This is a genomic window from Embleya sp. NPDC020630 (genome assembly GCF_044334985.1).
Classification (GTDB): domain Bacteria; phylum Actinomycetota; class Actinomycetes; order Streptomycetales; family Streptomycetaceae; genus Embleya.
The window spans coordinates 48616-72344 of the sequence record NZ_JBIRUB010000030.1 but is presented as its reverse complement, the minus strand read 5'-3'; the positions used below and the strand labels follow the sequence as shown (position 1 = coordinate 72344).

The 23729-nt window shown below is 71.9% G+C and carries 23 protein-coding genes and 1 pseudogene; 9 read left to right on the top strand and 15 right to left on the bottom strand.

Annotated elements, in window-relative coordinates:
- Window positions 1-398: 398 nt before the first annotated feature.
- Together ACH4XV_RS44265 and ACH4XV_RS44260 are read right to left on the bottom strand one after the other, a co-directional pair.
- Window positions 399-2000 carry a phytoene desaturase family protein gene (locus tag ACH4XV_RS44265; RefSeq protein WP_395799547.1) on the bottom strand — a complete coding sequence of 534 codons (1602 nt, stop codon included), beginning with the start codon at window positions 1998-2000 and terminating at the stop codon, window positions 399-401.
- A gap of 376 nt (window positions 2001-2376) precedes the next feature.
- Window positions 2377-3429, bottom strand: coding sequence for an AraC family transcriptional regulator (locus ACH4XV_RS44260; RefSeq protein WP_395799545.1), 1053 nt, complete (start codon window positions 3427-3429; stop codon window positions 2377-2379).
- 114 nt (window positions 3430-3543) lie between these two features.
- Here ACH4XV_RS44260 and ACH4XV_RS44255 point away from each other — a divergent pair, with 114 nt between their 5' ends.
- The 4 genes from ACH4XV_RS44255 (at window position 3544) to ACH4XV_RS44240 (ending at window position 6818) form a co-directional block, all read left to right on the top strand.
- Complete coding sequence (locus ACH4XV_RS44255; protein ID WP_395799543.1) at window positions 3544-4332, top strand: SDR family oxidoreductase; 789 nt, start codon at window positions 3544-3546, stop codon at window positions 4330-4332.
- Between the two features lie 143 nt (window positions 4333-4475).
- Window positions 4476-5765, top strand: coding sequence for a styrene monooxygenase/indole monooxygenase family protein (locus tag ACH4XV_RS44250; protein WP_395799541.1), 1290 nt, complete (start codon window positions 4476-4478; stop codon window positions 5763-5765).
- Entirely contained in the window at window positions 5762-6334 is a 573-nt protein-coding gene (locus ACH4XV_RS44245) for a flavin reductase family protein (protein ID WP_395799539.1), read from the top strand. Before ACH4XV_RS44250 ends, ACH4XV_RS44245 begins: the two co-directional genes overlap by 4 nt.
- A gap of 160 nt (window positions 6335-6494) precedes the next feature.
- Entirely contained in the window at window positions 6495-6818 is a 324-nt protein-coding gene (locus ACH4XV_RS44240) for an SCO0607 family lipoprotein (RefSeq protein ID WP_395799537.1), read from the top strand.
- A gap of 20 nt (window positions 6819-6838) precedes the next feature.
- Here the strand turns inward: ACH4XV_RS44240 and ACH4XV_RS44235 are convergent, their stop codons facing one another.
- A complete protein-coding gene (locus ACH4XV_RS44235; RefSeq protein WP_395799535.1) occupies window positions 6839-7600 on the bottom strand; it encodes a TetR/AcrR family transcriptional regulator in 762 nt (253 codons plus the stop codon).
- A gap of 90 nt (window positions 7601-7690) precedes the next feature.
- Here ACH4XV_RS44235 and ACH4XV_RS44230 point away from each other — a divergent pair, with 90 nt between their 5' ends.
- Together ACH4XV_RS44230 and ACH4XV_RS44225 are read left to right on the top strand one after the other, a co-directional pair.
- On the top strand, window positions 7691-8623 hold the full coding sequence (locus tag ACH4XV_RS44230) for an alpha/beta fold hydrolase (RefSeq protein WP_395799533.1): 933 nt from the start codon (window positions 7691-7693) through the stop codon (window positions 8621-8623).
- Window positions 8624-8691: 68 nt separating this feature from the next.
- Window positions 8692-9339: a phosphotransferase gene (locus ACH4XV_RS44225; RefSeq protein ID WP_395799532.1), complete on the top strand. Its 648-nt coding sequence runs from the start codon at window positions 8692-8694 to the stop codon at window positions 9337-9339.
- A gap of 98 nt (window positions 9340-9437) precedes the next feature.
- On the opposite strand, the gene secD is transcribed toward ACH4XV_RS44225, so the two are convergent.
- The 6 genes from secD to ACH4XV_RS44195 form a co-directional block, all read right to left on the bottom strand.
- Window positions 9438-11765, bottom strand: a complete 2328-nt coding sequence (gene secD, locus ACH4XV_RS44220) for a protein translocase subunit SecD (RefSeq protein ID WP_395799530.1) — start codon at window positions 11763-11765, stop codon at window positions 9438-9440.
- A gap of 53 nt (window positions 11766-11818) precedes the next feature.
- On the bottom strand, window positions 11819-12325 hold the full coding sequence (locus ACH4XV_RS44215) for a hypothetical protein (protein ID WP_395799528.1): 507 nt from the start codon (window positions 12323-12325) through the stop codon (window positions 11819-11821).
- Window positions 12326-12424: 99 nt separating this feature from the next.
- The gene (locus tag ACH4XV_RS44210; RefSeq protein ID WP_395799526.1) at window positions 12425-13633 is read right to left on the bottom strand and encodes a low temperature requirement protein A; all 1209 of its coding nucleotides are present in this window, start codon (window positions 13631-13633) and stop codon (window positions 12425-12427) included.
- Between the two features lie 84 nt (window positions 13634-13717).
- Window positions 13718-14128 carry a VOC family protein gene (locus ACH4XV_RS44205; RefSeq protein ID WP_395799525.1) on the bottom strand — a complete coding sequence of 137 codons (411 nt, stop codon included), beginning with the start codon at window positions 14126-14128 and terminating at the stop codon, window positions 13718-13720.
- A gap of 76 nt (window positions 14129-14204) precedes the next feature.
- The gene (locus tag ACH4XV_RS44200) at window positions 14205-15017 is read right to left on the bottom strand and encodes a helix-turn-helix domain-containing protein (protein ID WP_395799523.1); all 813 of its coding nucleotides are present in this window, start codon (window positions 15015-15017) and stop codon (window positions 14205-14207) included.
- Between the two features lie 134 nt (window positions 15018-15151).
- The gene (locus tag ACH4XV_RS44195; RefSeq protein ID WP_395799521.1) at window positions 15152-15829 is read right to left on the bottom strand and encodes an NADPH-dependent F420 reductase; all 678 of its coding nucleotides are present in this window, start codon (window positions 15827-15829) and stop codon (window positions 15152-15154) included.
- Window positions 15830-16133: 304 nt separating this feature from the next.
- Between ACH4XV_RS44195 and ACH4XV_RS44190 the strand changes: the two genes are divergently transcribed.
- Window positions 16134-16259 (top strand): hypothetical protein, encoded by a 126-nt coding sequence (locus ACH4XV_RS44190; protein ID WP_395799519.1) that lies wholly within the window; start codon window positions 16134-16136, stop codon window positions 16257-16259.
- 99 nt (window positions 16260-16358) lie between these two features.
- On the opposite strand, the gene ACH4XV_RS44185 is transcribed toward ACH4XV_RS44190, so the two are convergent.
- A complete protein-coding gene (locus ACH4XV_RS44185) occupies window positions 16359-17417 on the bottom strand; it encodes a GlxA family transcriptional regulator (protein WP_395799517.1) in 1059 nt (352 codons plus the stop codon).
- Window positions 17418-17534: 117 nt separating this feature from the next.
- Between ACH4XV_RS44185 and ACH4XV_RS44180 the strand changes: the two are divergent.
- Window positions 17535-18472 (top strand): annotated as a pseudogene (locus ACH4XV_RS44180) (NADP-dependent oxidoreductase).
- A 351-nt stretch (window positions 18473-18823) separates the two neighbouring features.
- Here the strand turns inward: ACH4XV_RS44180 and ACH4XV_RS44175 are convergent.
- Both ACH4XV_RS44175 and ACH4XV_RS44170 read right to left on the bottom strand, forming a co-directional pair.
- Window positions 18824-18997 carry a hypothetical protein gene (locus tag ACH4XV_RS44175; RefSeq protein ID WP_395799515.1) on the bottom strand — a complete coding sequence of 58 codons (174 nt, stop codon included), beginning with the start codon at window positions 18995-18997 and terminating at the stop codon, window positions 18824-18826.
- Window positions 18998-19244: 247 nt separating this feature from the next.
- Window positions 19245-20162, bottom strand: coding sequence for an alcohol dehydrogenase catalytic domain-containing protein (locus ACH4XV_RS44170; protein WP_395799513.1), 918 nt, complete (start codon window positions 20160-20162; stop codon window positions 19245-19247).
- Between the two features lie 121 nt (window positions 20163-20283).
- On the opposite strand from ACH4XV_RS44170, the gene ACH4XV_RS44165 reads away from it, so the two are divergent.
- Window positions 20284-20757, top strand: coding sequence for a winged helix-turn-helix transcriptional regulator (locus ACH4XV_RS44165; RefSeq protein WP_395799511.1), 474 nt, complete (start codon window positions 20284-20286; stop codon window positions 20755-20757).
- On the opposite strand, the gene ACH4XV_RS44160 is transcribed toward ACH4XV_RS44165, so the two are convergent.
- The 3 genes from ACH4XV_RS44160 to ACH4XV_RS44150 form a co-directional block, all read right to left on the bottom strand.
- The gene (locus tag ACH4XV_RS44160) at window positions 20713-21846 is read right to left on the bottom strand and encodes a hypothetical protein (RefSeq protein WP_395799509.1); all 1134 of its coding nucleotides are present in this window, start codon (window positions 21844-21846) and stop codon (window positions 20713-20715) included. The two genes, ACH4XV_RS44165 and ACH4XV_RS44160, sit on opposite strands and share 45 nt — an antisense overlap.
- Window positions 21843-22487 carry an ankyrin repeat domain-containing protein gene (locus tag ACH4XV_RS44155; RefSeq protein ID WP_395799507.1) on the bottom strand — a complete coding sequence of 215 codons (645 nt, stop codon included), beginning with the start codon at window positions 22485-22487 and terminating at the stop codon, window positions 21843-21845. Before ACH4XV_RS44155 ends, ACH4XV_RS44160 begins: the two co-directional genes overlap by 4 nt.
- Window positions 22488-22721: 234 nt before the next feature.
- The gene (locus ACH4XV_RS44150; protein WP_395799505.1) at window positions 22722-23582 is read right to left on the bottom strand and encodes a FadR/GntR family transcriptional regulator; all 861 of its coding nucleotides are present in this window, start codon (window positions 23580-23582) and stop codon (window positions 22722-22724) included.
- Window positions 23583-23729: the final 147 nt, after the last annotated feature.

Here is a 23729-nt window from a genome sequence, read left to right as displayed (position 1 = left end):
ACATCGCGGCGGCGGTGGCCTCGGAGGCGCTGTTCTCGAAGTACACGTCGAGTTCGTCGAGGATGTCGTGGGCGTCACCGAGTACGTCCATCAGGTGCGAGATCGGCGCGCCCTGGTAGCCGCCGACGTAGGCCACGCCGGACTGGAGCAGGGCCTTGGTGACCGCCAGGATGCCCTCGACGTGCAGCGTGGTGCCCGCGCCGTGGCGCAACTGTCGGACTTCGGTGGCAAATGACCGCTCGGCCATGGCCGGCTCCTGTTCGTTCGTCCGTGGTGGGCCGTGATGCGCGGCGTGGTGTGGCCGTGATCGCCGGCGCGAAGTGTGGCGGGAAGCGGGTAGGTACGCGGGGGCGCGGCGCCGGCCCGCGAAGTCGCCCGGGGGCGCGTGTGGTTGCGGCTCAGCGGGTGCCGGTGCGCCGCGGCCCGGTGCGGATGAGTCGTTGCGCCACCAGGTGTCCCGATCCGGCGCCGAGTCCGGGGCCGGGGTGGGTGGAGGCGCCGATGTGCCAGAGCCCGGGCACCGACGTGGCATGCCGGGCGGCGGAGGGCAGCGGGCGCCACAGGAAGTTCTGGTCGAGTTCGGCGGAGCCGCCGTACGGGTCGCCGGCGACGGCGTTCGGGTTGGCCGCGGCCAGGTCGGTCGGGGTGACGGCGTCCCACGCGAGTACGCGCTTCGACAGGCCGGGGGCGTGGCGGGCGATGCGGGCCAGGACCCGGTGTACGTACCCGTGGGTCAACTCCTTGGTCCAGCCGCCGCCGGTGTCCAACTCTCCCGCCGCGTCGCCCCTTGGGGCGTACGGCAGTTCCTGGAGTTGCAGCCACAGCGCGGCGGCGCCCTCGGGCACGCGTGAGGGGTCGAGCACGTGTTGTTGGCCGACGACCACGGTGGGCCGGCGGGGCAGCAGACCGGCCTCGGCCTCCGCGCAGGCGATCGCGGTACTCGCCGAGCCGTCGCTCAGGTGCAGCAGCGGTACGCTCGCCAGCCGCTCGTCCCGCCAGTCGAGCGGGGCCGACAACGCGACGTGGATCTGCATCGCCGCGCGTCCGTACCGGTAACGCCGGGCCTGCTCGCGGACCGCCGCCGGCACCGGGGCCGACGCGGGCAGCAGGTCCCCGTACAGGGCCGTCGGTGTGACCGAGGCGAGGACCGCGTGGCGGGCCGTGATGCTCTCGCCGCCGCAGACCACCCCGCCGATCCTGCCATCGGTCACGAGCAGTTGCTCCACCGGCGTGCCGGTGCGGACGTCCACGCCGCGTTCGGCGAGCAGCGCCTCGAAGGCGTGGACGAAGTTCCCCGCCCCGCCCGCGACCACGGGCAGTCCGAAGCCGTGCATCGTGGCGGCCAGGATCGGCACCATCAGCCCGCCCTGGGCGTGGTCCGGCGACAGCCCGGCGTGCAACAGCCAGGGAACCCACAGCAGATCGGCCTCATCGCCGCGGAACTCGCCCCGGCAGTAGGAGCGTCCGCTGGTGACGGTGGCGCGCAGCCACGCCTCGGTGCCGGTCAACCGCTCCCGGCGCACCATGCGCAGGGCGGGCCGCAGGGCGCGGGGCGAGCGTGGCTCGCCGCCCATGAGGGCGCCGATGTCCTCTGCGCTGTCGAGGAATCGCCGCACCATGGCGAGGTACGCGGCGCGGTCCTCGGCGTGGGCGAACGCCCGCGCGGTGGTGTCGGCGTCGCGGTGACCCAGGACCACGCGGCCGTCGTCGGCGACGGTGCCGGTGACGTAGTCCTCGGTGTTGCGGTACTCCAGACCGTGGCGGTGCAGGTCCGCGCCGAGCGTGGCGTAGGCCCCGCCGGACACGAAGAGCGGGTGCCACGAGGAGTAGGTGTCGTGCAGGTAGCCGGGCAGGGTCCGTGGCTCGGTGGCGATGAACCCGCCCAGGCGCCGGTTGCCCTCGACCAGCACCACCGACCAGCCCGCACCCGCCAACTCGGCCGCCGCGACCAGACCGTTCACACCGGATCCGACGACCACCGCGTCGACGGTATGTGCCATGAGTACTCCTCGGGGTCGGGGTGCGCGGCGGTTGATCGGGGGAATGAATGGAAGCGATCATTCGGCCCGCTCTTTCGGGTCTCCGTGTACTCGTGTACTCGTGTGCCGTATGTCGTGTGCTGCATGCCGAGTGGGCGGGTTCGGGATCGTTTTTCGCGGCCGGTCTCGACGTCTCGTGGGCGATCTTCGAGTTTCCCGGACGGTCACGGGGCTGCCAAGAAATTACGCGTAGTCGAAATGCCGCACCGTCCGCGGAACGCGGGTGGCCATCCACATTCCGCCGGGTACATGCCCGGTACTCGGGGGCGGGACACGCGCAGGGGCTCGGGTGCGTGGCTCGGGTGCGGGGGCTCGGCGCGTGGCTCGGATGCCCGGCTCAGGCGCGCAGCGTCTGCGAGGGGTGTTCGCCGAACTGCTCCCGGTAGGCGATCGCGAAGCGCCCCGGATGGAAGAAGCCCCAGCGGTAGGCGACATCGGTGACCGTCGTCGTGCCCGGCTCGGCGGCGGTCAGATCGGCGCGGACACGGTCGAGTCGCACCGTGCGCAGATACGACACGGGCGTGGTCTCCAGGTGCCGGCGGAAGCCGTCCTGCAGGGCCCGTACGCTCACCCCCACCGCCTCCGCCACGTCCTCCACGGTCAGCGGTTCGGCGGCGTGGCACTCGATCAGCTCCATCGCCCGGCGGACCGCGGGCGGCGCGACCCGGGGCTGCCGGCCGTGCAGCGCGGCGCTGAAGTTGTGCGGCTGGGTGAGCAGGAACTGGGTGATCAGCAGATCGGCGAGCCGGCCGAGGACCAACGGCTGGTCGAGCATGCCGCCGGGGTTGTCCGCCTCGCGCCGCAGCAGGTCGACCACGCCGAGCCAGGAACGCGCCGCGGGGGTGGTGAGGTCCATGCCGAGGTCGAAGCGCACGGGCGTCCGGGGCCGGCGGCCGAGGAGTCGGCCCAGGTGGTGCTCCAGCGCGATCCGGTCGATCCAGACGATCAGCTGCGGGTTGCCCGCGCCCCAGTGCATGGCCAGGGGGTCGGTCGGCGCCGGTACGGAGGCCCGCTGCGGTGTCGAGGCGATCCGGGCCCGGCCGCAGGTGATCTCCGCGGCCCCGGCGAGCGGTATCTGGATCAGGTAGAAGGCCTCCAGGGCACCCGGGGTGATCATCACCTCCGTGCCGTAGTCGAGGTAGAACAGGCCGGTCTCGCCGAACGCCACGCCGTGCATGCGCGCGTCGAGTCGCGCCGCGCGCCCGATCAGCCGCAGGTCGTGGGCGCAGAAGGCGCGCCCGACGTGCGAACGCGCCACGTCCACGTCGGAGGTGTGGAACCGCTCGTGCGCACCGAGGGGCAGCGGCGCGTCGGACGGGGGCCGGACGTCGGGCGCGAGCCGTGCGTCGGGTGAGAGCCGTGCGTCGAGCGGGAGTTGAGCGTCGACCATCCCGACCTCCAGCCGAGAGCGCGATCCGGACAGGGAGCAGCGTGTTGCGGACGGCAGGCCCAGGGCCCCGCACCTATTTTTTCGACAACTCCCGGCAAGGACACAGGAGACAGCATGAGTGGATTGTCGGTCAAGACCGCGCTCATTACCGGCGGCTCGACGATTATCGGGAAAGCGGTCGTTCGCGCATTCCGGGCGGCGGGCACGAATGTCGTCGTCGCTGATATCGACGAGGACGGCGGCCGCGAATTGACGGACGAAAAGGACGCCGGTGTTCTGTTCCTGCGCACCGACATCACCGACGACGCGCAGGTCGCCGATTGCGTCGCCCGCGCGGTCGACGCGTACGGCCGGTTGGACGTGCTGGTGAACCTGGCCTGTTCGTACGTCGACGACGGCTTCGCCTCGACCCGCGACCAGTGGCATACGGCCCTCGACGTGAACGTGGCGAGTGCGGCGCTGCTGGCCCGGGCCGTACATCCGCACCTGCTCGCGCAGGGCGGCGGGGCCATCGTGAACTTCACGTCCATCTCCGGGCGGGTCGCCCAGCCCGGGCGCTGGCTCTACCCGGTGAGCAAGGCCGCCCTGATGCAGCTCACCCGCAACATGGCGGTGGACCTGGCCGGCGACAACATCCGGGTCAACTCGGTGAGTCCCGGTTGGACCTGGTCGAAGGTCATGGACACGCTCACCGGCGGCGACCGGGCCAAGACGGACCGCGTCGCCGCGCCCTTCCACCCCCTCGGCCGCGTCGGCGACCCGGAGGAGGTCGCCCGCGTGGTCGTCTTCCTCTGCTCCGACGAGGCGTCCTTCGTCACCGGCGCCGACTGGGCCGTCGACGGCGGCTACTCGGCCATCGGCCCGGAAGGTCTCGTTCCCGCGATCGCGAAACTCGCCGAGTGATCGAGTCGTGAGCACACAGCGACCTGACAGCGACCTGACAGCGACCTGACAGCGGGCAGGCAGCGATCAGGCAGAGTGAGCAGGCAGTGACCAAGCAGTGATCAGTCAGTAATCAGGATCCTCAGGACCGGAGGAACACGCCCATGCGCGACATCACCATCATCGGGGCCGGACAGGCCGGCCTCCAGCTCGGCATCGGACTGCTGACGCACGGCTACCGGGTGACCCTGGTGACCGACCGCACCGCGGAGCAGATCCGCGACGGTCGCATCATGTCCAGCCAGTGCATGTTCGGCACCGCGCTCGCCCACGAACACACCCTGGGCCTGAACCTGTGGGACCGGGACTGTCCCCCCGTCGAGGGCATCTCGTTCGTCGTACCGGACGGTCGCGGCGGCGCCGCGATCTCCTGGGCCTCACGGCTGGACGCCGCAGCCCGCTCGGTCGACCAGCGGGTCAAGATGCCGGCCTGGCTGGCGGAATTCGAACGGCGCGGCGGCCGGATCGTACTGCGCGAGGCGGATGTGACCGATCTGGAGTCCTACGCCCGCGAATCCGATCTGGTGATCGTCGCCGCGGGCAAGGGCAGGATCGCCGGCCTGTTCGAACGGGACGCCCAGCGCTCGACGTTCGACCGGCCGCAGCGCGCACTGGCGCTCACGTACGTCACCGGGATGGCCCCCAGGGACGACTACTCCGCGGTCGCCTTCAACCTGATCCCCGGCGTCGGCGAATACTTCACCTTCCCGGCGCTGACCACCACCGGACCGTGCGACATCATGGTTTTCGAGGGTGTTCCCGGCGGCCCGCTCGACTGCTGGGCGGACGTCGCCTCGACCGAGGAGCACGTCGAGCGCTCCCTGCGGATCCTGCGTACCCACCTGCCCTGGGAGGCCGAGCGCTGCGCCGACGTCGCGCCGACCGACGCCAACGGCGTGCTCGCCGGCCGCTTCCCGCCCACGGTGCGCCAGCCCGTCGGTCAACTCCCCTCCGGCGCCCTCGTCTTGGGGATGGCCGACGTCGTGGTGCTCAACGACCCGATCACCGGGCAGGGTTCCAACAACGCGAGCAAGTGCGCGGCCTCGTACCTGGCGAGCATCCTGGAGCATGGCGAGCGGCCCTTCGACCGCGCCTTCCTGCGGGGCACGTTCGAACGGTACTGGGACTACGCGCAGTACGTCGCGGCGTGGACCAACGCCATGCTGGGCGCGCCGCCCGAGCACGTGCTCGAACTCCTGGGCGCGGCGGGCGGCGATTCCCGGATCGCCCACCGTTTCGCCAACGGCTTCGACGATCCCCGCGACTTCTTCCACTGGTTCATGGACCCGGACGCGGCCCGGGTCTACCTCGACGCCGCGGCGGTGTCGGCGGGCACGGGGGAGGCGGCTCGGGCGGGCGGAGAGCCGGCGGCGACCGTGGGGAGCAGCGCGTGACGGGCGTGGCCGTCGTCGGCGGCGGCCAGGGCGCCCCGGGACGGGTCGGAGCGGAGCAGGCCGGGGCCGGGCAGGCCGGTGCGCGGCCGCCCGGGAATCCGCTGCGTCGGGCCTTCGGGCAGTACGCGACCGGCGTCACCGTGGTAACCGCCCGGGGCGCGGACGGTCGGCGGGTGGCGATGACGGCGAACTCCTTCACCTCGGTGTCCCTGGACCCGCCCCTGGTCCTGTGGTGCCCCGGTGCGAACGCGCCGAGCCTGCCCCACTTCAGATCGGCCACGCACTTCGCGGTCCACGTGCTGGCCGCCGACCAGCACCAGCTCTCCAGCCGGTTCGCCACCCCGGCCGAGGACAAGTTCGCAGACACCCCCACCACCGAAGGCATCGCGGGAACTCCGTTGCTGGAAGGGGTGGTTGCCCGATTCCAGTGCCGGACGGTGCAGTTCGTCGACGCCGGTGACCACGTCGTCATGATCGGCGAGGTCGAACACTACGAGGCGCCCGGCGGGGAGCCCCTGGTCTTCCACTCCGGCCGCTACCATCTGGCCACGAAACACCCGGATGTGTGAACGACCGGAACACCCCCGGGCGGCCGGCCCGGGCCACGCCGTCCCTGTGGTTCGGAGCCCGACTGCCCCATTTTTACCGCGATTCGAGTATGCGTATCCACGCCCGGGGCAGACCTTCGCGACACGATGATTCGACCGACGGGGAGGAGAGGTCCCGATCGTGCGCAGGCTCCCGGCCGGACACGCGGGTCGACTTCTCGCGGTCGCGCTCGCCGCGATCCTCGCCGGCTCGTCGACCGCCGGCTGCGATGCCTTCCCGGAGCACATCTGCGGTGGCGGGGAGTACCCGGTCAAGCAGATCGGCAGCGCCACGGGCAGACAATGTGTGCCCGACGACCGGGATCCACCGCCGGGTACCGTGCGCTATCCGGCCGGCAAGGTGCCGCGAACCGTGGGCGACAAGTGGGACGAACACTGGAGCACAACCATCTTCGACGCCAACGGCAACCCGGTAGCCGAGGACCCGACCGTGCCCCCGCCATGACGCGCCCCGACCGCGGCGCATCAGTCGACGGCGGGCGGCTTCGGCCCCGTGTGGTCGGGTGCCGGGGTCGTCGCGATGTCGTCGGGGCTCAGGAGTCCGATCAGTAGGCGGGTGATGATGCGGTCGAAGAGTGCTTCCGTCGAGTCCTCGGCCGCCGGGGGTTGTCCGGCCAGGGCGGCGGCGAGGTGCGGGTGTCGGCCCGCCGTGACGACCCGGGTGAGGTATTCCGCCTGGGCCTGTTGCCACTGGGGGATGGTCTGCCCGGCGAGATGTCGGGCCACCTCGGCGCGGGTCAGGGCGGCGATGACGGCGTTGAGGATCGCGATGGCTTCCAGCTTGGTACGGGGGGCCACGTCGAGGTCGGCGAGCACGGTGAGGGCGTGTTCCAGGTAGGTGACCGCGTGCGGTCCGACCGGCGTTCTGGTGGCGGTGGCGTCGAGCAGCCACGGGTGCGCGAGGTGGACGCTCCTGCTCTGCCGGGCGAGGGCGAGCAGGTCGTCGAGCCAGACTCCGGAGCCGAGTTCGGCGTATGAGATCTCGCCGTTGACCCGGTCGATCATCAGCTCGAGCAGTTCGTCGCGGGTGGCCACGTAGCGGTAGAGGGACGCCGGTCCGGCCCCGAGAGCGTCCGCCACTGCGCGCATGGTGACGGCGGGCAGGCCGCTCGTGTCGGCGAGGGCCACGCCGGCGGCGGCGATGCGATCGCGGTCGAACGTCGGTACGGGGCCGCGGCCGGCGCGCTCGGGACGCAGCCAGATGCTGTGGGCGGGCGGCTCGGTCATGACCCCTCCTGTTCTGCGAACGACGTATGCAGTACCTTAGGGCACACCTGGACTGCGAACACCGATCGCAGTAAATGAAAGGGAGTCGACATGCCCCCGAGCCGGCCGCAACAGCCGCAACAGGACTGGACCCCGACCCGGTATGCGCACAACGGCGACGTGCAGGTGGCCTTCGATCGGCTGGAGGGCTCCGAGGGCGAACCGCTGCTGCTCGTCATGGGCCTGGCCACCGCCCGTTTCTGGTGGCCGCTCGGACTGTGCCGGGCGTTGGCCGACGCCGGGTTCGCGGTGGCCCGCTACGACCAGCGCGACGCCGGCCAGTCGACCCGGATGCCCGACACCGCCACCACCAACCCGTTCAAGGCCCTGTTCGGCAAGCGTGGCGACGCCTACACCTCGGAGGACATGACCGACGACGCCATCGCCGTGATGGACGAACTCGGCTGGGAACGCGCCCATGTCTTCGGCCACTCCCTGGGCGGAGTGATCGCGCAGCGCATCGCGCTGCGCCACCCCGACCGGGTGCTCAGCGTCACCTCGTCGGCCGCCCTCCCCAGCGACGCCTCGGGACTGCGCGTCCTGCGCTACCTGCGTTTCGGGCTCCTCGCCAGGCTCGCCCGCGCGACGTTCCCCGAGGGTCGCGAGGGAGACATCGAGGCCGCCCTCACCGTCTGGCGCGAAATCGCCTCACCGGCCTACCCGTTCGACGAAGCCGCGGCGCGTGCGTGGGTCGAGGCCGAGGTGGACAGCGGTCCGCGCGACACCAAGGCGCAGAGCCGCCAGATCGGCGCCCAGTGGCACGGAGCCAAGCTGGCGGAACTGCGCCGACCCACACTGGTCCTGCACGGGGAGCAGGACCCGATCCTGCGCGTTGCCGCGGGCCGTGCCGCCGCCAAGGCCGTCGACGGCGCCCGCCTGGTGACCTACCCGGGCGTCGGCCACGATCTCCCCGCCGCCCTGTGGCCCGAAATCGCGCGCCAGGTCGGCGACTTGGCTGCCGCAGCCCCAGCTACCCGGAAGTGAAGGTGATGACGGTGGTCTTGGCGCCGAAGCCTTGCGCGGGGCTCGGTGTATGACAGTAATGTCACGTTGTGACCGACCTCGTGATGGTGGCGTCCGGCCGTGATGCCGATGTCTTCGCCCTCGACGCGCAGCGCGTCCTGCGCCGGTATCGGGACGGAGGCGACGTGGCCGCCGAGGCCTCGATGATGGCGCACGTGGGCGCGTTGGGATTCCCGGTGCCCCGGGTCTACTCGGCCGAGGGCGGCGATCTGGTCCTCGAACGACTCACCGGTCCGACCATGTTGCAGGCGTTGGGCACCGGGGAGATCACCACGTCGGCGGCGGCGGAACAGCCGGCCGGCCTGCTCTCCCGCCTCCACGCGCTGCCGCCACGGATCCCGGGCGGGCCCGGGGCGCATCCGGTGCACCTGGATCTGCACCCGGCGAACATCATGCTCGAAGCGCGCGGGCCGGTGGTGATCGACTGGCGCAACTCCCGAGAGGGCCGGCCCGAGTTCGACGTCGCCGTATCCGCGCTGATCCTTGCCCAGGTCGCGGTCGACCCCGCCCGGGCGGAGGCCGCGCTCGCCGCCGAGTTCCTCACCGCGTTCCTGAACATTGTCGGCGCCGTGCCTCCCGACGCGTTGGACCATGCCGTACGCTTCCGCCGCGCCGATCCCAACCTGACCACCCGCGAGATCGACCTGCTGGGTGAGGCGGTCGTGTTGCTCGGTTAGCTTCGCGAGCACGGCCGGGGAAGGCCGTCTCGCCCTGCCCCGCCGCGGTGGGTCCGGTGGATGGGGCAGGGCTACCGCCGCGGGGCGGTTCGGAAGGGTCAGATGCGGGCGCCGTTGTCGTGTGGGGTGTGGCCGGGGCGGGAAGCGCGCCCGCTGTGGTGGTCGGGGGAGGATTGGGGGCGGGGCGTGCGTGGTGGCGTAGGTGTCGTGCGTGACTCCAGTGCGACTGCCGCGGGTGTGGCGACGGTGACCGTGGAGACGGTGCCGGCGACCACGCCGATCAGCAGCGCCAGTGCGAAGTCGGCCAGTGAGTCGCCGCCCAGCACGGCCAGTGCGATCAGGACGAACAACGCGCCCGAACCGGTGTTGACGGTGCGCGGCAGGGTCTGGAACACCGCCGTGTCGGCGATCCGGGCGAGCGAGCGCTCACCGGGTGTGCGGCGCAGTTCGCGGATCCGGTCGAAGACGACGACGGAGTCGTTGACCGAGTAGCCGATCACGGTGAGCAGCGCGGCCAGGAACACCGCGTCGACGGTGCGTCCCAGCCACGCGAAGGCGCCCACCACGATCAGCACGTCGTGCGCCATCGCGACGACCGCGGCCACCCCGAAGGTCCAGCGGAACCGCACCGCGAGGTATGCCATCTGGGTGGCGAGCACCACCCCGAGGGCGATCGTGGCCTTGAGTCGCAATTCCTTGCCCAGGCTCGGCCCGACGAACTCGTCGCGCACCTTCTCCGCGCCGTGGCCGAGTTCGACGACCGTCGCGGTGATCCGCGCCTCCTCGGCCTCGGTCGGCTTGCCCGTGCGTACCGTGAGTTCGTGATCGCCCGAGGCCTGTACGACGGCCTTGGGGAATCCGGCGTCGGCGAGCGCCGCCCGGGCCCGGTCCGGATCGACCGCCTGCGTGGTCGCGTACTCGACGAGCCGGCCACCGGTGAACTCCACGCCGAAGTCGACGCCGCGTACCGCCACGCCGGACACCGCCATGCCCAGCGCGAGCACGCCGGATACGGCCATCATGCGTCGACGATGCCGCATGAGGTTCGGATCGCGCCGGCCCAGCCACTCGCGTACCCGGCCCGCGTGCGCGATGCCGCTGATCCGGGGCCGGCGCCGGACCGCCGCGCGCGTCACGGCGAACTCGGCCAGCACCCGGGTGACCACCAGCGCGCTGACCATCGACGCGAGCACGCCGATGCCGAGCGTCACCCCGAATCCGCGCACCGGGCCGGTGGCCAGGAAGAACAGCAGGCCGGCGGCGATCAGCGTGGTGACGTTGGAGTCGGCGACGGCGCCGAACGCGTTGCGAAAACCTCGGGTCAGGGACGGACGCAGGGCCGGTGCGGTTCGCGCGAGGTATTCCTCCCGGGCCCGTTCGAATACCAGCACATTGGCGTCGACCGCCATCCCGACGGCCAGTACGAACCCGGCGAGTCCCGGCAGGGTGAGGGTGGCGCCGACGCCGACCAGGGCGGCGTACGCGATCAGTCCGTAGCCGACCAGGGCCAGCGCGGCGAGGACGCCGAGCAGGCGGTACACGCACACGATGAACAGCGCGGTCAGCGCGGCGCCGATGATCGCGGCCCACATCGCGGCCTCGACGGCCCGTTCGCCCAGCGTGGGCCCCACAGTGCGGTGTTCGACGGTCTCGACCGGTACCGGCAGCGCGCCGCCGTTGATCAGCAGCGCCAGTTCGCGCGCCTCACGTTTGTCGAAGTCGCCGGTGATGCGGGTGGTTCCGCCGAGGATGCCGGTGCCGCAGCGCACCGACTGCTCGACCTGGGGCGAGGAGACGACCCTGTCGTCCAGGGCGATCGCCACGCGCCGCGCGGGGCTTCCCGACGGTGCGCACGCGGCGTCCGCGGTGAGTTCGGCCCAGGCCCGTTCGCCCCGACCGCGCAGGTCGAGCGTGACGTGCCAGCTGCCGCCGGCCGGATCCAGGAGCGCCCGGGCGCGGTCGACGTCTGCTCCGCTCATCCGTGACGCGTCCAGCTTCAGCATTCGGCCCGACTCGTCGGGCAACACTTGGCGTCCCTCGGCATCGGGTGTGGTCGGGGCGCCGGTCGGGTCGACGACGTCGACAACGGGATGGAAGGTGAGTTGTGCGGTACGGCCGAGCACCTCGGCGGCGCGGCGCGGGTCCTGTACGCCGGGGAGTTCGACGATGATCCGCCGCTCGCCCGAGCGGACCAGGGTGGGTTCGGAGACGCCGAGTGCGTCGACGCGACCTCGCAGCACCTCCAGGGTTCGGTCGGTGGCGTCGCGGTCGGCTTTCGCGGTGGGCGAGTCCCGGGTCTCCAGCACGATCTGGGTGCCGCCGCGCAGGTCGAGGCCCAGGCGCGGTGGCACGGTGGCGGCGATGTAGGTGGACATGGCGAGGATGGCGAGGGCGAACAACGCCCGCACCTTGGTGGCACGTGGCAAGGATGGTCTCCACGGATACACCGCGGCCGGTGGTCGGCGCGCGGCGATCGGACTCAGGGAACGTCTGGAGCCCGGGGAGAGGGTGGAGCGCGGCCCGGCGGGAGCGCGAAACGGCGCGGCGAAGGATCGGCGTCGGCGCCGAGCGCGGAGGTTCGATGCCCCGCGGGTGGCGGTAGCGCGACGGCGCGGCCGGTGAGCGCCGCGTCGTGGGGGTGGTGGAGGTGGTGCCGCTCGTCGTGGAGGTCGCGGGCCGCGAGCGGTGTCGGCGGGCCGCGCCGCACGTCGCGGGTCGCCTCGTCGGCGACGTCGCGTACGTGCCCCGGGCCGGCGGAGGTGTGCGCGGAGACGGAGGCACGGTCGGGATCGGGTGCGCCGGCCGCGTGGGCGGATGCGGGGGCGGCCAACGCGCCGAGCAGCGCGAGGGCGACGGCGAGCAGCGCCCCGAGCCACCCATTGCGCCGGGAGCGCGTGCTGCGGGCGGAGGCGGGTGCGCTGCGGCGGCGGTGGGTACCGGGAGAGCCGACGCGGGGAGGACGTACGGCGACGTGTCGCCGGGTCATCGCGCCCTCCTCGGTCTGCACCGTTCCCCCGCCGACGTGGGCACGATCCGGTTCATGGTCGCAACGCCCGGCCCGCTGTTTCGAGTTCCCGGGACGCGGCTACCGGGGGTCCACCGAGGCCACGGAACCGGTGTGTACGTCGAGCGGACCCGGGTGCCGGTGTCGATGGCGGGTCTCCAGCGTGCCGTACACGATCAGGATCGCGGCGATGGCGGCGATCTGGGCCAGGGCCGAGCCGAAGCGGCCGATCGGGACGGTGGCGAGCAGGGTCAGCACGGCGCCGATCCGGTAGCCGTTCGGGGTGATCCCGAAGCTCCGGCGGATGACGACGACCGAGGCCAGGAAGAGCGCGAGTCCGCCCACCAGCGTGCCCGCATGCGCGGTATCGAGGTGGTCCGACGGGTGCGCCATCGCGCCCTTGACGCCGGCCGCGAACAGCAGCATGCCGAGCAGCAGTCCGTAGTGCACGTACCCGTGGATGTTGAGCGCGCGCAGATTGCGGGCCCTGGGCTCCATACGTTCCAGGACCGCGACGACGGCGTGCTCGTCGTCCTCGGCGCCGAAGTACGCCCACCAGATGGCGAAGCACACCGTCAGGGTCGATGCCGCCGTGGCGATCAGGGTCGGGGTCAGCGCGAGGCCCTGCGCGCCGACGCCGATCGCGATCACCGACTCGCCCAGCGCGACGATCACCACCAGACCGTGCCGTTCCACGAAGTGCGGGACGCTCAACCGGAAGCCGTCGTTGCCGGCGACGTAGGGCGTGATGACCTGCACGACCACCGCGGCGGCCCATGCCGCGAGTTGCGCGTTGGTGTCGAGGAAGCCGCCGACCACGATCAACGCGGTACTGGACATGTTGAACGGGGCGATCCGGACGAACGCCTGCCGGGTGCCGCCGGAGGCCGGGAACATCGCGAAGTGCACGCCGGACAACATCAGGTACCCGAATCCGAACGCCTCCCCGGTCCCGTCGAAGGCGTGCGGAATGGCCAACGCGACCACGAGGAAGCCCGCCATCCCGACCATCAGGAGCGCCTGGCGCAGGGGCGTGGTCGGCGGCACGGTGTTGGTCAGCCACACGTAGCCGCTGTACATCCACCAGATGAGCGCGAGCATGAGCACCACCCGGGTGATCCCGGTCGGGTTCAACTCGTGCGCGATCGCGGCGGTCAGCTGGGTCACCGTGAACACGAAGACCAGGTCGAAGAACAGCTCCAGGGTGGACACCCGCACGGTGGACTCCACCGGGTCGGCCGGTGTCGCGGGCGGTGCGGGCATCGCGGACTCGGGGAGGGGGAGGGTCACGGCGACATTATGGGGACGCGGGCGCATGCGCGTGCCCTCGGGGCCGGGAACGCCGCGGTTGGGGTTGAATCGGGCGAGGTGTGGTCAGTCCGCCTGGATGTCGTCGAGGGTGGGCTCTCCGGTGATGATCCACAGATGGTCGAACGGGTCGCGGATGCGGCCCGAGCGCTTCCCGTACGGCCGGTTCTCGATGGCCACGACCACCTCGGCCCCGTGGGCGGTCATGCGTTCGCCGACCTCGTCCGGGTTGTCGACCTCGACCTCCAGCAGGACCGGCGAGCCGCCCAGATCACGTGGTGATACCCACCCCCATGCCGCAACGGCGGGGGAGACCCGGAACGAGAACCCGCCGAGGCGCAGCTCCACCACGGTGGGGCGGCCGTCGTCACCCGGCGCACGAAACACTTCCTCGGCGCCGAGGACTTCCCGGTAGAAGGCCGACGCACGGTCGGGGTCGGACACGATCAGGCGAGGGAGGATCCGGCTCTTGGTCATGTACCGATCATGAGGCGGGGCGGCGGCCGAGTCTTGAACATTTGGGATCGGCCGCAGTCTCCGGCCCGGACGATGCTCACCCGGACGCGCTCGCCCCGGCACAGGACCGGTCGTGAGCGGACGGCTTGCTCGCGGACGGGCCTTCGGCGCGCAGCCACTCGGTGGGTGTGTACCCGGCCATGGCCCGCCACTCCCGGGAGAGATGCGCCTGATCGGCAAACCCCGACGCGGCGGCCACGTCCGCGAGGCCGGCCCCCGCGGTGTTGACGGCCGCGAGCCGGCGTCGGACGGATTCGAAGCGGACCAGACGCTGGTACTCCTTCGGCGTCACCCCGCACTCGGCACGAACCCTGGCGCTCAGGTGCCGCCTGGAACAGCCGAGCCGCCGAGCGGCCTCGTCCACTCGGGCGGTGCGGGCCAGGGCCGCGAGCATGGCACGCGTTTCGCGGGCGTTGTCGCGCTCACCGTGCCGTGCCAGGCCGGCCAGCAGGGACCGTTCGACCAGCGCGCGACGTTGCGGCCAGGTCCGGCAGCCCGCCAAGCGCTCCGGGAGATCCGCGAGCGCGGGAACGACGTCGGCAAGGTCGACCACGTGTCCGGCCAGGGCAGACGCAGGCAGCCCCAGCAAGGCCCCGGCACCCAGCGGGTCGAGTGTGACGTACACACCACGCGTGCACCCTTGCTGCCGCAACTCGGCCGCATCCAAGTGCAGGCCGGCCACCACAGCGCGGTGGCGACTGGGCGAGCCCGAACGCGCGACCCACCCGACCTCGAGAAAGTCGTCCTCGGGAATGGTGATCGACACGGTGGACGAAGGCAGCCCACGATGAACGCCCCCCGAGCCCGCCCCGAGATCGTACGCATCCAACGTCGCCACGAACGCCCCCACGGAGGCCCCTTGCCCGATCACCAACCCAGTCTCCCACCACCACCCGACCCGGAACCCGCCCCCGGGGGGGCGACGGAGCCAAGTGGCGCCCCCGGCGACGGTGGTGGTCGGTTACCCGTTGCGCCCGATCCGGGTCATGCGGGGGTCGAGGCCCGCTCGGCTGCGGGGGCGATGGCGACCGCGATGTTGAAGTCGACCGGGCCCAGGACCCCGTACAGGCGTAGCCACAGAGGCATCAGGAGTTCCGTCGCGCGTGCACTGGACAGGTCGCCGAGGTCGATGATCTGGGCGGGGGTCCAGCCGAAGGAGCCCAGCAGGGTTGCCACTTCGGCCTTGGCGGCCTCGTCGTCGCCGCTGAGGAACACGTTGTGGTGGCCCGGGACCAGGCCCGGCTCGACCATGACCGTGTTGTTCATCGTGTTGAGGGTCTTGACGACCCGGGTTTCCGGGAACGCCTTCTGCAGGTGCTCGGCGAGGCTGCCGCCGTCCGGGGTGAAGACCTTGGGCGGGAAGCCCTCGGAGAAGTCCAGCGCGTTGGACACGTCGACGAGGATCTTGCCGCGCAGATTGTCGGCCCCCGCCGCCTCCAGCACGGCCTCCGAAACCAGGCCGCCGGTCGCGTTCACCACGAGTTCGCCGGCGCCGGCCGCGTCGGCGAAGGTGCCGTGTGCGCCGCCGTTGTCCGCCGCCCACTGCCTGGCCTCGGCGTTGTCCGCCGTCCTGGAGCCGAGCGTGACGTGATGCCCCAGTGACGCGAGCTTGCCGGCGAGCCGTCGTCCGACCTCGCCCGTGCCCAGTACGCCGATCCTCATGTGCTGTTCCCTCTCGTACAAAAACGCCGACCGACCACGGCAGCAGACGGAGCGGTGGTCGGCCGGTTTCGTTCGACCGATTTGATCCATGCGACCGTAGATCGCGACCGCCCGGGGCGGAAGTACGCACTATTCGGTACCTTTACCGGCCGGACCCCCGGAGCCCGCCCACCGACGACTACTCGGCCTTGCGTTCGGATGCCGTGGTCGGACTCGCAAGTCGTCGGCGCACGGCGTTAGCGGCCAGGGTACGTATCGTGCGCTGTCTGAACCGCGACGTCGGGGAGGCGGGGAGCCGGGCCGGATGTTCCGCATCACCTCGACGAACGCGTGGTCGTCGCTGCGCCGCAGGCCCGGCATCACCATCCCGGCCGCGACGGGGGCGGGCTGGGACACCGGCGTGCGCTCCGGATCCGGCGCAGGTCCGTGAGGTCGATGGTCCTGGTCCCCGTCCAGGTTTGGGCGCCCGGATAGCGGTCGTTCGGCGCGTGCGGACGCATCGGTTTCCGGGCCACGCTCAGCGGAGGGGTCAGGTTCGGAAGGTTCGGCGGTATGTGCCCGGGGAGACGCCGATAGCGGTGTGTAGGTGCTGGCGTAGGGAGACGTCGGTGCCGAAGCCGGCGCGTTCGGCGATTCGGGATACCGGTAGGTCGCTGGTTTCCAGCAACTCCCGGGCCAGGTCCACGCGTTGCCGGATGAGCCATTGGCCGGGGCTTTGGCCCACCTCGGCTCGGAAGCGGCGGGTGAAGGTGCGGCGGCTCATGCCCGCGTGCCGGGCGAGGTCTTCCAGCGACAGCGGTTCGTGCAGCCGTTCCAGGGCCCAGGCCCGGGTCGCGGATGTGCCGGTGTCGGCGGTCGGGGGTACGGGACGTTCGACGTACTGCGCCTGACCGCCCTCGCGCTGTGGTGGCACCACGCAGCGGCGCGCGACCAGGTTGGCGACCGCGCTGCCGTGGTCGACTCGGATCAGATGCATGAGCAGGTCGATCCCGGAGGCCGCGCCCGCCGAGGTCAGGACCCGGCCGGCGTCCACGTAGAGCACGTCGGAGGTCACACTGACCTGCGGATACAGGTGGCCCAGGCGCTCCGCGTGCCGCCAGTGCGTGGTTGCCGGGTGGCCGTCGAGCAGGCCCGCGGCGGCCAGTACGTAGGTCGCGATGCAGATCGAGACGATGCGGGCGTCGGGCGGGATCAGGCGCAGCGCACGGGCCAGCGGCGCGGGCATCGCGGCGCCGTCGACGATCTCCGCGAATCGTTCGGACGCCGGGATGACGACCGTGCCCGCGCTCGCGAGCACCGCGGCGTCGTGTTCGACGGTGATCGTGAAGTCCGCCGCGGTGCGCACGGGGCGTCCGTCGATCGAGCAGGTCACGACGTCGTACAGCGGCCGGTTCGCGGCGTCCGTCGCGGCGCCGAACAGGCGCGCGGCGAGACTCAGCTCGAACGGGATCACGCCGTCGACGGCCAGCACCACGACGCGGTGCGGAATCGGCGCGGGCTCGTCCGAGACCGGCGCGGGGATGCACGGGAACGGCTCGGAGTCCGACCCGAGTGCGGCGGAAGTGGGCGATGCCCCGACGATGGCCATGGCCCGATCATTGCACATGCTGACCTTCGGGCCACTGTTTTGCCTGGTCGCATCGCGGACATGCTGGGTCCCATGACAAGCACGGAAGCCACCACCGCACAGGAAGCGAAGAGCACCATGAAGGCGATGAGCCAGGACGTGTACGGCGGGCCCGACGTCGTACACGAGATCGAATCCCCCCGGCCGGTGCCGGGCCCCTCCGAGATCCTGGTGCGGGTACACGCGGCCGGCATGAACCCGACGGACTGGAAGCACCGCCAATTCGCCGGCTTCCTGGGCCGGCTTCCGCTGGTGCTGGGCTGGGACGTCTCGGGCACGGTCGAGGCGGCGGCATCGGGGTGACGCTGCACGAGCCGGGCGACGAGGTGTTCGGCATGCTGCCGTACCCGTCCGGGGCCGGGGCCTTCGCCGAGTACGTCGTGGCCCCCGCGCGGGCGATGGCCGCCAAGCCGACAAGCCTCGACCACACGCAGGCCGCGGCCGTGCCGCTGGCGGCGCTCACCGCGTGGCAGGCCCTCGTCGACACCGCCGCCGTACGGCCCGGTCAGCGGGTGCTGGTGCACGCGGCCGCCGGCGGGGTGGGCCATTTCGCGGTACAGATCGCCAAGGCGCGCGGCGCCCACGTCATCGGGACGGCGAGCGCCGCCAAGCACGACGTGGTCCGCTCGCTCGGCGCCGACGAGATGATCGACTACCGGACCCGGGACTTCACCACGATCGAACCCGTCGACATCGTGCTGGACGCCCTCGGCGGCGACACCGCCGCGCGGTCGCTGAGCGTACTCGCGCCGGGCGGGCAACTCGTGTCGATCGCCCTGACCCAACTGCCCGACGACCTGGCCTACCGGGCGGCGCGCGCCGCGGCGGGCGTCCGGGTACGGCCGATGCTCGTCGAAGCCGACCAGGAAGGCATGCGTGCGATCGCCGCCATGATCGACGCCGGATCGCTGCGCCCCGTCGTGGAGGCCGTATTCCCCCTCGCCGAGGCCGCCAAGGGCCACATGCTGGGCGACACGGGCCGGGTGACCGGCAAGGTCGTCCTGACCGTGCCGTAGCGCCGTTCCGGCCGGATCGCCCGCCCCGACCACCGGGGAGCGATCCGGCCCGCGCCGCAACCGAGGCACCGCGCCTCCGCGGGGCACCGGGGCGCCGTGGGCGATACCGGCTCATGTGAACGGTTCGCGTCCGCGGCGCGCTTCGGGGGCGTGGCACGGGTCATCTGCGGAGGAATGCCGCCGCGGTTGCCACGAATGAGGCTGTACCGGGCAGAACTGTCCGGCGGTTACCAGGCCGCGTACGACGAGATCGGTCGCGGTCTCGACCTTCCCGCGAAGGTCACCGCCGCCACCGCCACCACCTCATGGGCCTCGGTGCGCCGCTCTATCGCTCACCAGATCCAGCGCGATCTACTCGACCTCCGCCGGCACCCGCCCCAACGGCGCGGCTCGGCTCGCGAAGTAGCCGTCCCAGTAGGTGCGGTGGCCGAGCGCGGCGAACTCCTCGTTGCACTCGTCGGCGAAGAAGGTGACCAGGCAGACCGGTTCCAGGAGCTCGAACATGCGACGGGCGATGTGAGTCATGGCGCACAGCATGCCCGCGATCACCGCGCATGGAGCGGAACGCGCCGCCGAATCGGCTCCCGGGAGCGGCATGGGTTGCCCAGGCCGGTGCGTCGACGTGATCCCGGTACAGCGCGATCGTGTCGTCGAAGCCCCGCAACACCTCCGCATGGCAGCCCTGTTCGGCCGCCGGCCGCCTCCTGGTCCTCGGCCACCACGACAGCGGCGCATTCGCCGATGCCGTGGCCGGCCAAGGGCCAAGGGCCCGTCAGGGCCGGATGACGTAGCGGCCCCGGAGGCCGCTCTCGGCCGTGGCCCGGTGGGCCTCGGCGGCTTTGTCCAGCGGGACGACGGCGTGGACGCGGGTCGGGAGTTCGCCGCCGGCGGCGCGGGTGAGGAGGTCGGCGAGACGGGCGCGGTCGGAGGCGGTGAACACGGAGGTGACCGAGATCCCGCGCTCGGTGGCGGGTTCGAGGCCGGGTCGCAGGCCGACGTAGGCGCCGCCGTCGCGGACCAACGCGAGGGCTTGGTCGTTGAGTTGCGCGGGGTCGACGACCGCGTCCCATCCCGGCTCGGCGTGCGTGGTGAAGTCGGCGCCGAGGCCGCGGACGAACTCCTCGTCGCCGGCACGGGCGAGGCCGGTCACCTGCCAACCGTGTTCCCGGGCGAGGACGGCGACGTTCGCCCCGACCGCCCCCGCGGCGCCGGTCACCAGCAGGCGGCCGGCGCCGGCGGGCGCGTCGCCGAGCAGGTCGACGGCATGCGCGGCGGCCGATCCGTTGAGGGGGACCGTGGCCGCGGCGACCAGGTCCAACTCGTCGGGGACCGGGGCAACGTCGGCCGCCGCCACCACGATCTGCTCGGCGTAGGTGCCGTAGTCGCGGTCGAAGCCGACCACAAGGCCGGCCACCCGGGTGCCGACGGCCAGGTCCACCCCCGGCCCGACCGCATCCACGACGCCGGCGAAGTCCCATCCCAGTCCGGTGTGTTCGGGCTGCTTGACCAGTCCGATCGTGTGGAAGAAGCCGGCCGCGACGCCGAGGTCGGTGGGGTTGACCGTCGCCGCGGCGATGGCGACGCGGATGCGGCCGGGGCCGGGCTCGGCAACGGGCACGTCGATGATCTCGATCGAGTCGGGCCCGTTCGGAACGCGGACGACGGCGGTGCGGAAAGTGGCGGCATTCATGGCTCTGTTCCCTTGCGGAGGAGTGATCGTTTACGCGCTCCATGTTGGTTTCGTTAACCTTTCGGCGGAAGCAGGCACTCGAAAGTGCCTATGCCCCCCTCGGGTGAGGAAGGTGCGATCGATGTCGACGCGGACGGCGGCCCAGCAACGGGCCGAGGCGAAGACGAGTTACAACGCGTTCATGGCGGGCTGCCCCAGTCGCCAACTGCTCGACCGGATCTCCGACAAGTGGGTCGCGTTGATCCTCGCGGCGCTCGGCAGCGACGGCCCGCACCGTCCCGGGGTCGACCACGGAGACGGGCCTCGGTCGATGCGCTTTTCCGAACTGTCCCGCCGACTCGCGGGCGCCAGCCAGAAGATGCTCACCCAGACCCTGCGCTCCCTGGAGGTCGACGGGTTGGTCACGCGTACGGTCACACCCACGGTGCCGGTCACCGTCACCTACGAACTGACCGACCTCGGCTTGTCCCTGAACCGCGTCATGGCCGACCTCAAGCAGTGGGCCGAAGCGCACATGGGCGAAGTACTGGCCCACCGTGAGGCTCGGGCATCACGGGAGGACCGCGACGGCGAGCGGGAGTCGGCCCACGGGTAGGCGCGTGGTCGTGCCGGTGATGGTGTCGACCAGGGTGAGGCCATTCCAGCCGCCGTCGCGGGTGAAGCCGCCGGAGACGTAGGCGGTGCGGCCGTCGGGCGAGAGGGTGACGCTCTCGTGGGGCCCGTCGAGCGGGACGACGCGTTCGGCTCCGCCGGGGGCGCGGACGGTGAGCGACGGCCCGGCGTCGGCGTCGGAGTCGATCGGGCCGGTGGCGACGACGTACAGCGTGCCGTCGGGGGCGACGGTGACGCCGTGCTGGTGCGCATTGGCCGTCATCGGCTCGACGGTGATCCGGCCGGTCGCCGGGTCGACGACCGCGAGCCGCTCGCCCTCGAAGGGGAGCAGCAGGGCGCCGTCGGACGGGCGGACGGCGGTGTAGTGCGGCTTGAGCCAGGAGCCGAGGCCGCCCCGGGTGCCGTACGGGGCCACCTCGATCCGGCGCGTGGCCCAGGTGTCGGTGTCGACCGTGCGCACGTCGAAGGAGTCGTGGTCGGTGACGTAGACGTGGCGGCCGTCGGCGGAGACGTCCACGTCGAAGGGACGGCGGCCGACCGGAACGACCCGGGTGACGGTGCGGGTTGCGGTGTCGACGACTTCCAGCGCGCTGTCCCCGCCGGGCACGTTGACGCCGACGTAGATCCGGGTGCCGTCGGGGGAGAGAGCGATGCCCATGCCGCCGCCCCGATACTCGCCGGTGGTGACGCGGCCGGTCCGGGTCGTGTACGGGATCCGCGCGACCAGTGCGCGGGTGCGGGTGTCGACCACGGCGACGCCCTCGGCGGTGGCCACCCACGCGGTGCCGTCGGGGGCGATCACGAGCCCGTACGGCGCGGTGCCGACCCGGACCGAGCCGAGGTCGGCGGCGCGGCCGGTGCGGGACGGGTCGACGAAGGTGACGGTGTCGGCGCCGAAGTCGGTGACGAGCAGGGTCGTGGCGGGCGAACCCGGAGCGGCCGGGGCCGAGGCGGCAGAGGTCGCGGCAGACCCCGGAGCGCGGGAGGGGCCGGGCCCACCGCAGCCGGCGAGCACGGCGGCGGCCAACACGGCGAGGACGCCGGCCCGCGCGGCGCCGTCCCGGGCGGTCACGCCCCGTCCCGGCGCGCGTCGTCGGTGCGTCGCTCCGCGGCCCGCAGGGCGGCGGCGATCTCCCGGAAGCCGCGACGCTCGGCATGGGCCCGCGCGGTGACGCCGTCGCCGTCCGGCAGCAGCGGATCGGCGCCGTGGGCGAGCAGGACGTCCACCACCTCACGATGCGCCGGCCCGCCGTCGCCGAGGATGACGGCCTCCAGCAGGGCGGTCCAGCCGAGGTCGTTGACATGGTCGACGTCGATGGCGGTCTCGGCGAGCACGGCGCGGACGTACCCGACGTGCCCACGCTCGGCGGCCGGAATCACCGACACCCCGCCGAACCGGTTCCGAAGCGTGACGTCCGGCCCGCCGACCAGCAGCGCACGCATCATCGCCACGCTGCCGGTGACCCCCGTGACGAGCCACGGACTGTCCAGTCGCTCGTCCCGGGCATTGACGTCCGCCCCGGCCTCGACCAACAACTCGGCAACGGCGACGTGATCGGCGAGCGCGGCGCACAACAGCGCCGTGCGGCCGACGTCGTCCCGCGCCGCCGGATCGGCGCCCGCCGCGAGCGCGGCACGTACACCGTCGAGATCACCGCGGCCGGCGGCATCCGACAGGGCCCGGTCGGCCGGGGACAGGGGACGTTCGGTCATGACGGACTCCTTCACGGGGCGGCACGGCACCTTCCATCCTGCGCCCGACCCCCCGACCCGCCGTCGCCGACTCGGCCGATCCCACGTCGACGACCGGTCGACACCGAAGTCATCCGATCGGCCGACCCCCGCCACGACCTCCTCGACGGCGGCGGAGCCCGATGACGCGCGGGTCCGTCCCGTCATCGGAGCCAAGGACGGTGACCAGGCCCGAATCCGTGGCGGAGAACAGGCTCAGGGCTGCCGGCGCGAGGTCGAGCCCGGGGGCGCCGCATACGCGGGAGCGGCGTCGTGGGTGGTGTTGTGTTCGTGGATGAGTCGAAGGGCCTCGTCGCGGTCGCGTCGGTCCAGGGCGTCCACCAGGTCGCGATGCAGTGCGTGGCGGTCGGCGATGTACTCGCCCAGGGGTTGATCGCCGGTCGGCAGTACCGACAGGGTGTGTGTCTCGATCAGTTCCAGTAGGTGCGTGTACAGCGAACCGAGCAAGGCGTTCGGGCTGATCGCGGCGATCGCGGCGTGCAGGCGCCAGTTGGCGTGTACGAACGCGACCGGGTCGGCGTCGCCCACGGCGCTTTCCATGGCGGTGATGTGGGGGCGCAGCGCGGCGATCTCGGCGGGGGAGGCGTACCAGAGCGCGTCCTCGATGAGCAGCGGGTCCAGTGCGTCACGGATGCGCACCGCCTCGGCGACGTCGTTCTGCCGCGCGTCGAGTGCCAGGACGGAGTTGCCGAGACGGACCATGGGAGACTGCTCGGCGCTGAAGAGCCCCCCGCCCGGGCCGGGTCTCACATTGACCAGACCCCGGGCCTGGAGGAGTCGTAGGGCCTCGTTGAAGGTGCCGACGGACACCTCGCAGAGAGTGCGCAGTTCCTCCTTCGTACCGAGCCGGGAACCGGGGGGCGCGGTCTCGATCAACTCCGTGACCTGCTGCGCCGCCCGTTCGGCGCGCCCCGAGCCCGCCTGTCGGGGAGATCTCCCGGTGCTTCGAGCGCCCGACGAGCCGCCGCCCGGGCGCGGGCCGAGCGCGGTGGGGCTGTCACGAGAGGTGGCTCCCGGCTTCCTGGTCGGCGCGAGTGCGTCCGGATCGACTGGCACGTCCACTCCCTCTGTATCGGACCACTGTATTCACCATGTTCATTCTGCCCTAGCTCTTGACGGTGTGGCTCCAGCCGCCGCAAAATCTGAATAATCATCATGCTTAATTATTGGGTGGGGCGCGAGTGACCCGCCCCACCCCATTCC